The 12,870-nt window shown below is 48.1% G+C and carries 9 protein-coding genes; 7 read left to right on the top strand and 2 right to left on the bottom strand.

All coding sequences use genetic code 11. The features are described from left to right. Positions 1-6: 6 nt before the first annotated feature. Entirely contained in the window at positions 7-885 is an 879-nt protein-coding gene (locus tag PAT3040_RS01640) for an AraC family transcriptional regulator (protein ID WP_258234786.1), read from the bottom strand. Between the two features lie 149 nt (positions 886-1,034). Between PAT3040_RS01640 and PAT3040_RS01635 the strand changes: the two genes are divergently transcribed. Further along, positions 1,035-1,829 carry a phytanoyl-CoA dioxygenase family protein gene (locus tag PAT3040_RS01635; protein ID WP_108991282.1) on the top strand — a complete coding sequence of 265 codons (795 nt, stop codon included), beginning with the start codon at positions 1,035-1,037 and terminating at the stop codon, positions 1,827-1,829. Positions 1,830-1,895: 66 nt separating this feature from the next. Here the strand turns inward: PAT3040_RS01635 and PAT3040_RS01630 are convergent, their stop codons facing one another. Beyond that, a complete protein-coding gene (locus PAT3040_RS01630; protein ID WP_108991281.1) occupies positions 1,896-3,011 on the bottom strand; it encodes a GIY-YIG nuclease family protein in 1,116 nt (371 codons plus the stop codon). A 238-nt stretch (positions 3,012-3,249) separates the two neighbouring features. Between PAT3040_RS01630 and PAT3040_RS01625 the strand changes: the two genes are divergently transcribed. From PAT3040_RS01625 to PAT3040_RS01600, 6 genes are all read left to right on the top strand, one after another. Then, positions 3,250-3,813, top strand: a complete 564-nt coding sequence (locus tag PAT3040_RS01625) for a dihydrofolate reductase family protein (RefSeq protein ID WP_108991280.1) — start codon at positions 3,250-3,252, stop codon at positions 3,811-3,813. 232 nt (positions 3,814-4,045) lie between these two features. Further along, positions 4,046-5,737: an extracellular solute-binding protein gene (locus PAT3040_RS01620; protein ID WP_108991279.1), complete on the top strand. Its 1,692-nt coding sequence runs from the start codon at positions 4,046-4,048 to the stop codon at positions 5,735-5,737. A gap of 94 nt (positions 5,738-5,831) precedes the next feature. Beyond that, a complete protein-coding gene (locus tag PAT3040_RS01615) occupies positions 5,832-6,734 on the top strand; it encodes an ABC transporter permease (protein WP_373863919.1) in 903 nt (300 codons plus the stop codon). Positions 6,735-6,754: 20 nt separating this feature from the next. Further along, positions 6,755-7,636: a carbohydrate ABC transporter permease gene (locus tag PAT3040_RS01610; RefSeq protein WP_108991277.1), complete on the top strand. Its 882-nt coding sequence runs from the start codon at positions 6,755-6,757 to the stop codon at positions 7,634-7,636. Positions 7,637-7,684: 48 nt separating this feature from the next. Next, positions 7,685-8,854 (top strand): leucine-rich repeat domain-containing protein, encoded by a 1,170-nt coding sequence (locus tag PAT3040_RS01605; RefSeq protein ID WP_108991276.1) that lies wholly within the window; start codon positions 7,685-7,687, stop codon positions 8,852-8,854. Between the two features lie 25 nt (positions 8,855-8,879). Next, positions 8,880-12,857 (top strand): carbohydrate-binding family 9-like protein, encoded by a 3,978-nt coding sequence (locus PAT3040_RS01600; protein ID WP_108991275.1) that lies wholly within the window; start codon positions 8,880-8,882, stop codon positions 12,855-12,857. The last annotated feature ends 13 nt before the right edge of the window (positions 12,858-12,870 follow it).

Genomic DNA, 12,870 nt, shown 5'->3' with positions numbered 1-12,870 from the left:
AATTTTTTAATTCTTATTTTTTCGAAATTCCCTCGGTGTACAACCTGTGTATTTACGGAAAATACGATTAAAAAAACTAATATCGTTAAAGCCGACGTTCATCGCGATGATGGCTATTTTGTCGTCAGACTGCTTTAATGCTTGGCAGGCGCGACGAATTTGGGCAGCATGCTTAAATTCGACCAGACTCATACCGGTCGCGCGCTTGAACTTTGCGGTAAAGGAAGAGACGCTCATGCGACATGTCTCCGCGAGGCTGATAAGCGTCAACTCTTGTTCGCAATGCCGTTCGACGAAGTCGACGATCGACGTAATCCAATCGTAACTGGATGGCGTGTTTGGGGCTTGAAGCAACTCACGGTTTTCATTATGGTAACGACTGAGCAGCACCAGACACTCTATCCATCGGCTTTTAATGATGATGGAAAACCCGTCGCGGTGCTGCTTAAACTCTTCATGCATAACCCGAAGATGCGATTCGAGTTGCAGACGTTGATAGTTGTCTAATGCGGTATACGGGACAAACGATGCGTTGTTGCGCAAAAAAGGGGCAAGGTAGAAAAAGTCGATGAATGCCGGAAAACGAAGCAAAGCTTCCATTTCCCGCTCGAGTAACGTCCGATGAAACAAAATGTTGTAAACGATAGTTTCCTGATCCGAAGACCCGATATAGCCATGTACTGTGTTTGGTTCTATAGCGAACACATCACCGGGAGAGAGAGGGCTGTTTTTGTCCATCCATTCGTGCATCGCGTTTCCGGATACGATGTAGACGAATTCCACGAAATCATGTTTGTGCGGAGCAATGATTTCATTTTGTTTTATGGTGTACCGATCAATAAAAAAAGGGAAAGACGGATCATCGAAAAACTGCTGCCCCCTCATCTCGATCATTTCCTGATTACCCCCAAGTGTTTTGGTAGATAGTCTTAGTTTTTTCTTCAATACCCCAAGATTGTAAGCCAATGAAGTTGTAAAGTAAAGCCAAGGCACAAGTCAAGAAGCACAAGTATGACTGAGAGGGGTAAGCGGAAATGACGGGGAAAAGGGTAAAGGCAACAGAGGAACAAGTAGGGTTTTATCGTGAAAACGGATTCGTGCAAATGGATCATGTATTATCGCAAGAGGAATTGGAAGAGCTTCGTGGGTACATGGACGAGGTGATGAATAGCGAAGGCGGAAAAGCTGTTCAGACGGATCAACAAGGAGGGGCTTACAGTAAGGTTCTGAACCAGAAGGTCAATACGTGGAGAGATCACGGTGGTATGGGGAAGTTCGTACTGCGTAATCGTTTCGCGGAACTTGGCAAGCAACTGACGGGGTTCTCTGGCGTTCGGTTGTTTCATGATCACGCCCTATTAAAGATGCCAGGAGACTCCAAGCCGACGCCGTGGCACCAAGACCGTCCTTACTGGCCGATGGTCGACAACGGCAAGCCGCTGCAAGCTTTCTCTATATGGATCGCCCTCGACGACGTAGACGAGAACAACGGCTGCATGATGTTCGTGCCCAAGTCGCAAAAGATAAAAAATCTGAAAGGCGTGGATTTGGTTTCGCCCGAAGACATTTTCGGACAGGAGGGTGCTTCCAATGCGGATCGGAACACCGCCGTCATCGTCCGAATGAAAGCTGGCAGTTGCACGTTTCACGACGGCATGACCTTCCACTACGCTCACGCCAACAACACCGCCAAGCCGCGCAGGGCGCTTGCGATAATCTTCTTCGAGGATGGAGTTAAATTTAGCGGCGGAAATCATCTGGTGACAGACGGGGCTGGGCTTGTTGCGGGAGATAACTTGGCAGGACCGTTGGTTCCGCGTTTAGCTTAAAGAGGAAGAAGGGCTGGCCGCTCCTTCTGGAAAACCAAATAAGCGAGTCCCAAACCAGGGACTTGCTTATTTGGGTTGGTTATCCCGGCATGGGCGATTATGATGAAAATAATTGCGTTCCCCAAGCTGCAGCAGCTCGTATTTAACGCCGCGCTTGGGGATCGTAAGCACAGGCTGGCGCTTTATAACCTTCTGCTTGCGCAGCTGTTGTATTTTATCAATCAGAAGCTGACGGTTGCCAATACGATTAACGATGATTTCATCCGGGTCATGCTCAGCAGCATATTGAACAATAAAAGCGTCTGACAGCTCTGCGTGATCATGAGATCCTTTCGGCAGCTGTTCGATATAAATGCCGGTTATGAGACCATGCGAAATAGCGAGTATACATACCTCATCGTCGCCAAAATAGAGCACAGCTTGTCTCGTATCCGTTTGGCGCTCGACGATTTGTTTCTCCTTGGCCGCCGCCTCCAGGCTTTGGGCCGTCAGCAGCAGCTTTTGCGCCTTTTCGAAATGCAGCGCATCAGAGCACTTTTGTATTTGCTCATATAATGAAGCGATTATTTCATGCGAAGGCTTTGAAAGCAACAGCGCAGCCTCTTCGGACTGCAGCTGGTATTGCTTCTTGTCGATCAGCCCTTCACAAATGCCGCTGCAGCGGTGAATATGATAGAGCAAACATACTTTTTTCGGCATGATTTCGCAGGAGCGCAGTCCGAATTGTTCCGTTATGTAGTTGGCCAACTCATCGCGGTAACGGGAGCTTTTGAAGGGGCCGAACTTTTTGGCGGCTGCTGATTTGGAAGCAGGTATTTGATCATCACGATTTCTATAATAAATAGCTAGACGAGGAAATTCCTCCTCTGTCAGCTGCAAATACGCATAGCCGCTATCCTCTCGGATCAAGGCGCGATTAAACGGAGGCTTGTGCTGTTTAATGAGATTATTTTCGAGAAGCAGGCTTTCGGCTTCATTATTGACGAGCATGACATCTATAGAAGCAACCTGCTCAACCAGTTGGATTAACTTGCGCTCCGTATGTTGACGGGTGAAATAAGAACGAAGCCGGTTTCTAATGTTTTTGGCTTTGCCGATATAAAGCAGCTCGCCTTCCTTATTTCTCATTAAGTAGCAGCCAGCGCTTGTCGGATATTGATCGGCCTGAAAGTGAAACGGCATCGAGCTTCACCCCTTGGTTATTATCTAATAGCAGAGAGCCACTAGAAGTGGCCCATGCTTTTATCCTAATAAATAAGCAATTGCTTTACAACATGAATGATGAATCTCGAGGAGGAAAAATTGATGAGCAACAATTAAGGTGAAATATTTCCATTATGTGTTAATATATAAACGATGTTTCTATGTTTCAAGCAAGCCCTGATCTCGTTGAAAATGAAAGTGGGAGGGTGTTATTGAAATGGCTAATCTGATCTACGCTACCAACGTATCTTTGGACGGGTACATGGAGGACGAGAACGGCAATTTAGAATGGTCGATCTCCGGTGACGAGGAGTTTGCGTTCTGGACGGACTTCCAGCGGTCGATTGGCACCTACCTATACGGGCGTCGATTGTACGAATCGATGGTGTACTGGGAGACGGCGAGCGCCAAGCCAGGCGATCAACCGGAGGTCATGCGGGAATTTGCGCAGATCTGGCGAGCGGCTGAGAAGATCGTCTATTCCCGGACGCTTGAGGCGGTTTCAAGCGCAAGGACCAGGCTCGAGCGTGAATTCGATCCTGATGCGATCCGGAGGCTAAAGGAGTCTGAAGAAGCCGACATTACGATTGGCGGCACCGAGCTTGCTGGGCAGGCGATGAGTGCGGGACTAGTTGACGAGTATCATCTGCTTCTTAATCCGATCGTCTTGGGCGGAGGTAAGCGAGCATTGCCGGACAACCTCCTCATGCGGCTAGAGCTGCTTGGCGAACGCCGCTTCCGAAGCGGTATTGTTCATCTTCATTACCGCGTAATCGTCTGAGCGCGATGTTAGAGTGAAATTTATTAATTTATCGATTGAGACTCGCTGAATGCGAGTCTTTTTTTTATGGATCAAAGGGGCGATAGAAGGGATTCGTCATGCGCCAAAACTGGACAACAAAGTCCCAGTCGAGTCAACAGAATCCGATTGTCCGCTTCCGCCGTTGTTTCTACAATTATAGTAGAGCGTGCACCTCTACCTTATAGATACTATTTTAATTAGGAGGGTGAATATGGTAAACAAAGTCAGGAAGATGATTACGATTTTAAGTGCGGCAGCCGTGGTATCCACGATCGCTGCATGTGCAAACAATACACAGACCTCTGATCCGACTGCCACCGCATCGGCAATGGCCCCGACTGAAAGTCAGTCCCCAGAAGAAGTAAAGGTAGATCCCTTTGGGAAATATGATCCACCGATTGAGATCACTTTTGTCGGCAGCATCAGCGACCAATTCGAAAAAACGACTCTGACCGACGGTGTTACGTTGGAAGACAATGTATGGACGAAAGCTTTTTTGGAGGAGCTTGGCATCAAGGTGAAATACAAGTGGATCGCCAAGAGCCCAGAAGAATACAAGCAGAAACTTAATCTGTCTTTGGCGTCAGGAGATATTCCTGATGTGATGACGCTGGATACGGCTGAATTACAGTCCGCGATCAAAGCCGATATCATACAGGACGTTGGCGGCATTATTGAACAATATGGAATAGACGAGGTTAAACAAAATTATACGACCTATAATTTCGACCCGTATATTGCGGCAAAGAACGACGGAAAGATTTATGCCGTTCCGCAGATGTGGTCGGTCAGCGACAATGCCAGCGGCATTTTGTGGATTCGTCAGGACTGGCTGGAAAAGGTAGGCATGACTCCTCCGAAAACGATGGATGATGTCTATGCAATCAGTAAAGCGTTTACCCATAATGATCCGGACGGAAATAACAAAAACGACACTTTCGGACTGGCGATCAGCAAAGATTATATACAAGATTTAGGAGGCCTGTTCTACGGCTACAATGCCTATCCGGGATCCTGGATGGAAAAAGACGGGCAACTTGTTAACGGAAGCATCCTTCCCGAAACAAAGGGCGTCCTTGAAAACTTGGCGGCGATGTATAAAGACGGGCAGATTGACCCCGAATTTTATGTTAAGCCGGCAGACAAAATTGCACAGGACATTGCTTCGCAAAAGCACGGAATGATGTACGGTTTTATGTGGAACGGCATCTATCCGCTGCAGGACAGCCGTCGCGACAATCCAGGGGCTGACTGGAGGCCCTATCTGATTCCGGCTGCGGACGGCTCGGTTGCCAAGCCGAAGGCCGATTCGGGAATAGCAGGTTACTATGTTGTAAACAAAAACTTTAAGCATCCCGAAGCTTTGGTCAAGATGATGAACCTATTAAAAACACTTGGACCAAAAGATCCAAACAAATATAGCAACTCCGCGGACGGCAAAGAATTATGGAAACTGTCCCCTGTATCCGTGCCGACTCTAGAAGAGAACCTGCACTATCACAAGAGAATGAACGAATTGGTTAAATCGGGCGAGACTCCGGCCAATGCAGTCGAACAGTCTGTTTTTGACAAGGTTAAGCAATGGACGGATAAAAAAGACGAGACTGTGTGGGGATTTTACCGGATGCTGGGTAACGGCGGAGTGGGAGAAATCGCGCAGGCAGCTATCGAATACTACTTTGATAATGATTTGTGGGTCTATAATGCATACCGCGGCGCTCCGACACAGACGATGAGCGATAAGGGCTCCACCTTGTCGACTCTTGAATCCGAAGCTTTTGTCAAAATTATAACCGGACAGAAGGACATAGGGGAGTTTGACAAATTCGTGACCGAGTGGAAGAAGCTCGGGGGCGATGATATTACTCGGGAAGTCAATGATTGGTATGCCAATGCCAAATAGCTCGACTTAAAGAAATGATGAGCATGTTTGTATAAGGCGCATATGCAAAGTAAGGGGGGCTCCTTATGCCCCCCGTTTAGCGGAGATGATCAACATGAATGTGATTAAAAAATCGAAAAATTTATCTCTACATCTGATGCTGTTGCCTGCGATGATACTCCTGATTGTATTTAGCTATATCCCGATGGCGGGCATCGTCATTGCTTTCCAGGATTTTATTCCTGCCAAAGGGTTTCTTGGAAATCAAGAATGGGTAGGTCTTAAAAACTTTGAGCTGATTTCGACCAACCCCTTTGTTTACCGGGTGTTGCAGAATACCCTTATTATCGCTTTTGCCAAGATCCTATTGGGACTGGCGATTCCCATTGCTTTTGCCATTTTTCTCAATGAGATTCGAAGCTCTGCGTATAAGCGGACCTTGCAAACGCTGGTTTATTTGCCCCATTTTTTATCATGGGTTCTTTTGGGCGGGATATTGATCGACATCCTCTCTCCTTCCACCGGGATTGTAAACAATCTGCTAAAGTCACTGGGATTTAACCCGATCTTCTTTTTAGGCGATCCAAAGTGGTTCCAGCCTACGGTGATTATTACGGATGTTTGGAAGGAATTCGGATGGTCGACTATTTTGTATTTGGCGGCAATTACGGCGATTAATCCAAGCCTGTACGAATCGGCGAAAATAGACGGGGCCGGGCGGTTTAGGCAGATGATATCCGTTACGCTGCCGGGAATGAGCATGATTATTGCGATGCTCGCGATTCTTAGCATTGGTAATATTTTAAATGCGGGATTTGATCAGATTTTTAACCTGTACCACGCCGGAGTTTATGAAACCGGTGATATTATCGATACCTTTGTCTACCGGATGGGGCTGATCGATGCCAAGTTCGGACCGGCGGCGGCTGTGGGACTGTTTAAGTCGATCGTTTCTTTGATCCTTATTACCGTTTCCTATTATTGCGCATATAGATTTGCCGATTACAGAATTTTTTAGAAGGGAGGGTGAACTTAACGATGAGAACATGGACAAATAAAAAATATATCTTTCCCGTGATTAACGGAACCATTTTGGGAATACTCGCGCTTACCTGCCTGGCCCCGCTGGTGCATATATTTGCCATCGCCTTTAGCGATAACAACGAAGTTGTTAAGGGCGCCGTCACTTTGTGGCCCAAAAGCTTTACCTTGAGTTCTTTTACCTTTGTTTTAGAACGACAGGAATTCTGGCAAGCGTTTGGTGTGACGCTCAAGCGAATCGCCATCGGGCTTCCGCTAAATATGCTCCTTACGATCATCACCGCGTATCCATTATCGAAGGAGAGCCTTACATTTAGGCCTCGAACCTTTTATGTCTGGTTTATGTTTTTTACCATGCTGTTTGCAGGAGGATTAATTCCGACATACATGCTTGTCAGACAGCTGAATATGCTGGATAGCATCTGGGCGCTGGTTCTCCCCGGAGCGCTTCAGGTCTATAACGTCATCCTTTTGCTTAATTTTTTCCGGCAGCTTCCCAAGGAGATATCCGAAGCGGCCTATATGGATGGCGCCGGGCATTGGCAGACGCTGTGGAAAATTTATGTGCCCACATCTATGGCAGCGCTGGCGACGCTTATTCTGTTTACGGTGGTCGGTCACTGGAACGCTTGGTTTGACGGCATGATCTACATGAATATGCCGGAGAAATATCCTTTGCAAACCTTTTTGCGAACTGTCATTACTATGCCGGACTTTAAATACCTGAAGGCAGACGACTGGAAAAACCTCCAAAGCATTTCGGACCGTACTACGAGGTCGGCACAAATTATTATTGCCTCCGTTCCGATCCTGTTGGTATATCCGTTTTTGCAGAAATATTTTGTCAAGGGAATTGTCCTTGGAAGCGTAAAAGGTTAAGCAAAGGCTGTACTTGAGGTTTGAAACAGAAAGGAGAATAAGGAGAAAATGATAAAAAACAAGAAGCGCTTATACCGGGGATTGCTGGCCGTGTTGACGGTTGCTTTGCTGTTTGGGGGCGTAAATGCGGCGATGGGACTGATTGTCGCCGCAACGCCGGACGAGCAATTTCGCATTAATAACGACGGGGTTATCACGGAGTACGTGGTAGCCAATAATCAATTTGCGGCCTATAAGGATATTACCATACCGGCAACCGTACAAGGCATAACGGTGAGAGCGATCGGGGAAGGCGCCTTTCAGGAAAAAAAGATTAGATCCGTTACGCTTCCGGACACGCTTGAGCGTATAGAAAAACGCGCCTTTTACAGCAATTATATTGAAACGATCACGTTTCCCTCAGCTTTGAAAAAGATCGGCGACGAGGCATTTGCTTTAAACCAAATGAATGCGCTCTCATTCCAGGAAGGAATCGAGACCCTCGGAGAATCGGCGTTTTCCGGGAATAAGCTGAGCGAGGTAACCCTGCCGGAAGGGATCCAAACTTATGGCGGGTGGATATTCCAATACAATCTAATTGAAGAGGCGCAGCTGCCAGCGGACATGAAGGAGATACCGGACGGGATTTTTAGTGACAATAAGCTTTCTGCTGTTGTTTGGCCCGAAGGTTTGACTCATATCGGAGCGGCAGCATTTGCTTATAATCAGTTTACCGTACTGGATTTCCCCGAAACATCTCTCGCTGTCGGTGACAGCGCCTTTGAGCAGAACAAGCTTTCCGATGTTACATTGCCGGAAGGTCTTCTGACCATCGGCAGCAGTGCTTTCCGGGGCAATGAGCTGACGGAGCTCGTTTTGCCGGTTAGCCTGACCGGCCTCGGCGACCGTGCCTTTGCCAATAATCAAATCTCGGAGCTGACCCTGCCGCAAGGTTTGGCGGATCATATTGGAGAGTATGCTTTCCGTCAAAATCGTCTGGAATATGATTATGAACCTGCACACGAAGGTGAAGGGGAAATTCGGGGAAAAGCGTTGCCTTATGCAAGCATTGCTGTGACTGACAGAGCGGGGCAGGAATTGGGCAAGGCAAACGCCGATGGCAAAGGCGTATTTCGCGTTGTATTCACCGGCGGACGAAAGATCGGAACGGATGAGCGTTTGCTGGTAAACGTGCAAGGCGGCGAAAGAACGGCCATTCAAGCCGTTTCAAAAAAATAAAGTGTGCAGGGAAGGTGTTAATCCTATGAGGAGAACTATTAATAAATCGATATCCTGTGTTCTGTTGTTCGCGATCCTGTTGACCTCCGGTTATACGGTGCCGTCGGTGCGGGCCGCAGAGGCGGATCCGCCGATGACAGCGATCCATGTACCTACGGTTGCGGATCAGACCCCCGTCATAGACGGAGTAATTGACGATACAGAATGGAGCGAGGCGGCGCAAAGCGCGGGATTTGCGACCTTTACCAAATCAGAGGCGGTGCCAGAGCCCACTTCCTTTAAAGTTTTTTTTACGGGGGACAAGCTGTATATTGCAGTTCGTTCCTTTCAAAAGGAAAAGCCAAGCGCCAAGGTGACGGAACACGACGGTCCGGTGTTTACCGAAGATTCGGTAGAGATTTTTTTCCAGCCGGACCTTGCGCAACAGACTTATTATCAGTTTATTGTCAATGCCATAGGAACAAAATTCGAGGGTCAGGGAAGAAACGCCTCTTGGGGGAGCAACGAGGATTGGAGAGCGAGCGCGACAACAGGGAACGGATACTGGGACCTGGAAGTGGAGCTTTCTGCAAGTCTGTTTGGGCTGACCAGCTTTTCCGCAGAGGAATACGGATTTAATATTGGCCGTTCCCAGTCGGCGGGAGATCAGGGCGGATCCGGACCTTGGTCGATTCCTGCCATGATTCAAAGCTCATGGTCACCTTATTACAATGGAACATTTCATGATCCCGCAGCTTTTGGCAGACTTTATCGGGGGTCTCAGGACAATAATTTTGTACGTCAGACCGTCCATGCCAATGATTTGAAAAACGGATTTCAGACGGTTTCCGGCTTTACGAATCTATCCAATAGTGAAGTGACGATCAAAGCGGTTCAACAGGTGAAGAACGGGAGTACCGGCGAGGTTCTGGGGATTGCGCAGGAACAGACTTTGGTTGTGGCTGCCGGAGCCACGGGTAATTTTACTCTGACGAACCCCTTGCAGCAAGGCAATTGGGATTGCGCCCTGATCGTTACTGACGTCAACAGCGGAAAGGTATACTATAGCAGAAAAATACCGGTTGATATCCAGCCTCCGCTCCAAGTGCGCTCCTATTGGAGCGAGCAGAAGGTGGAACTCAGCCTGGACAAAAATGATGTTAATACAGAATTTACTGCGGAAAGCAGTCTGTTTGAGCTGAAGAATGAGCAAGGAGTCATTTCCGAGCTAGAGGTGAGCGCCGATCCTGCCGGTTTATTTAAAGCTTCGTTTGATATGGGCTCTCATCCGGCGGGGAATTATCAGATTGTTGCAACACTGAAGGGAAGCGGAGATTCCTTTGCGCTACCTCCCGTGTCCCTGGAAAAGCCGGTCACGCCGGAATGGTGGGATTCTGATTTGGGTACGGAGGATATTGTGCTCGCTCCATGGACCGGCGTGAAAACGGTTGGCAATAAAGTAGAGGTCTGGGGAAGGGAATATGCTTTCGGCGGTTCTCCTTTTGTTAGTCAGATCACCAGTCAGGGCCAGGAGCTGTTGGCAGCGCCGATACAGATTGAGGGGGCGGCGGATGCGCAGGCACTCCAGTTTTACGAAACCAATGACATTCGTGTGGAAAAAACGGATACCAAAATAAAATATTTGAATGAGTCGGTGTCGGATGATTTGAAGCTGAGCGTAAACAGCACGGTGGAGTATGACGGATTTGTCCGTTTTGATGTGGAGCTGTCCTCCGATGCTGACGTTCCGGTTCAATTGCAAAACCTCAAGGTGAAAATACCAATGAAGCCGGAAGCTGCGACGCTGTTTGACGCGGATACGACCGATTCCCCCCTGAGGGGCAGCTATCCATACTGGAGCGGGGGGCGTTCGGGCAAGTTTCCCGATGCGACTACAGGAAGCTTTACGCCGCATATTTTTATGGGAAATGATCAGGTGGGACTGACGTGGGTCGCCGAATCGACAGAAAATTGGTCGTTCCATAACCCCGATGCGGTGCTGGCGTTGGAAAAGCAAGTCGGAGCTCATGTGCTGGAGATGAATGTGATTGATAAGGCGATCGAGGTTAACCGGGACACGCCCCTGACCTTTACCTTTGCCATCCAGGCTTCCCCTATTAGACCTCAGGCGGAAAATAAGCAGGTTTTCATATATGGAAGCAGTGCTTATGGCGCCGAACAATGGTCCATGAATACCTTTTCGCAAAACGAAGGTCAATTGAGCTATCCCGCCAAGGATTATGTGACGGCAGAGCATGGCGACCTGACGGTCAATGTGGCGCCATACAATGCGGTCACCGCGAACTGGTCTGGCGGATATCCGGATGATCCGCAAAATGAAATGGCGACGCCGGTCGTTGCGATCCAGTTCCCTAACGGAAACAGCTTTGGCCTGTATTACAGCATGGCTTCTCCGAAGTTCTTTTTGACTACGGAAACAGGTTTTAACACAAACCGCGTTCGTCATAAAATCAAAGAATTTACTTATACGAACGAATGGCACTTCTGGTGGGAGCGTTATGTCAGGCTGGTCTGGAACGAATCCACCTTGGAGGTGTGGATCACGGATAATACGGGCACTTTTGAAAAAGTAGCAGAGATCCCCTTTGATTTCAACCTGATGAATGCTTCTCTCCAAGAGGCAAAGATTGTTTTCGGCAGCGGATTTGTTTACAACGATTTTTCTGCAAAGGATAAAAACGGAGACTCAATCGATTGGATCCAGGTAGAAGATGAGAGCAAATCCGGGAGAGCACTGAAAGGGAATTATCAGCTGCTGCCTGATGCGAGCAACCCATCGAGAATTTTTGTAGGGGGTCCCGAGTTTAACAACAACCGCGACTGGCCGTTTTTTTTGAATCGCTTAAAGAAAGACAACTACCAGTTAATCAAAATCCATGAAGACTGGACGGAATCGCAAGGTTATCCGATGACGAGAGAGCCGGGGAGAAAAGAGGCCTTCCATACATTGGCGGGGGCTGCCAATGACAATGGAATTCCTATTATTCCGTACATTGGCTTCCAACTGGGGAACAATACGCCGGAATTTAAGTATTACAAGGACGAAATTGTGACGGAGCCGTTTTTCCTGCCCAACGGATGGGTGCGGTCGGATACAAACCATATCGGGGCGAATATCTCCTATGCGGGGCGGTACCAGAATTTCATGTTGTGGAGCATTAATAAATTGATCGAGGAAGATGGCATCGGCGGTTTATACATGGACGCCACCGCTCTTCCGCCAGTAGATCGAAACCTGCACCATGGCACGGGCTACTACGATCGGGACGGAGCTTTGCAGTCGTCCTATCCGATCTTTGAGTACAGAAGATTTATGAAACGCATTCGTACGATGGGGAAAGCCATTCGTCCTGATTTCTATATGGACTTGCACACGCCTCTCGGCACATGGACACCGACTGCCGGATTTGTAGATAGTATATGGAAAGGTGAGCAATTCCTTAATGCAGAAGCAAATCCGTCGGAAAAAGCCTTCCGCAGAGAGGTCACGCCGGAGCTGCTGCGTGCCACTATGGGGAAACAGACCGGGTTGGCCATTAATTTCCTCAATTATCATCAGCTCGATACCGCATCGGCAGTAAATGCGGTGCTGGATATTCCGGTGAGGTTGGATGGGCTTCTGCGTTCAAAGATGATGGAATACTATGATTTAAACAATGCGCCGTTTGTTTTGTACAGCGACAGTCAAATTACAGGATCCAACGAGGAGACGCCTATGTCGTACTACAAGCGCCCAGACGGCGCAGTGGTGGCGGTTACGGCGAATTTGAGCCAGGAAGACCAGCCGAGGGATGTAACTTTTACACTGCCCGAAGGTCTGATTTTGCCCGGAAGTATGGCAACCGACGCCATCAATGGGGATAACATGCTATTGGATGGAAATACGTTGACGGTGCATTTTGAGAAATCCTGGCGCTATAAGTATATATTATTGGCTCCCGAAAGCGTTGAAAATCCGGTAAGATACCCCTTTGAATGGCCATCTATCGGTTTCCCTAATTAGATAAAGAAGGAGG

Source organism: Paenibacillus agaridevorans (genome assembly GCF_003112455.1).
Taxonomy (GTDB): Bacteria; Bacillota; Bacilli; order Paenibacillales; family Paenibacillaceae; genus Pristimantibacillus; species Pristimantibacillus agaridevorans.
This window is presented reverse-complemented; position numbering and strand designations above follow the sequence as displayed.

Bases quoted from the DNA above. Each gene is read 5' to 3' on its own strand.
- PAT3040_RS01615 (WP_373863919.1), top strand. From the start codon at position 5,832: ATGAATGTGATTAAAAAATCGAAAAATTTATCTCTACATCTGATGCTG.
- PAT3040_RS01620 (WP_108991279.1), top strand. From the start codon at position 4,046: ATGGTAAACAAAGTCAGGAAGATGATTACGATTTTAAGTGCGGCAGCC.
- PAT3040_RS01605 (WP_108991276.1), top strand. From the start codon at position 7,685: ATGATAAAAAACAAGAAGCGCTTATACCGGGGATTGCTGGCCGTGTTG.
- PAT3040_RS01625 (WP_108991280.1), top strand. From the start codon at position 3,250: ATGGCTAATCTGATCTACGCTACCAACGTATCTTTGGACGGGTACATG.
- PAT3040_RS01630 (WP_108991281.1), bottom strand. From the start codon at position 3,011: ATGCCGTTTCACTTTCAGGCCGATCAATATCCGACAAGCGCTGGCTGC.
- PAT3040_RS01635 (WP_108991282.1), top strand. From the start codon at position 1,035: ATGACGGGGAAAAGGGTAAAGGCAACAGAGGAACAAGTAGGGTTTTAT.
- PAT3040_RS01640 (WP_258234786.1), bottom strand. From the start codon at position 885: ATGAGGGGGCAGCAGTTTTTCGATGATCCGTCTTTCCCTTTTTTTATT.
- PAT3040_RS01600 (WP_108991275.1), top strand. From the start codon at position 8,880: ATGAGGAGAACTATTAATAAATCGATATCCTGTGTTCTGTTGTTCGCG.
- PAT3040_RS01610 (WP_108991277.1), top strand. From the start codon at position 6,755: ATGAGAACATGGACAAATAAAAAATATATCTTTCCCGTGATTAACGGA.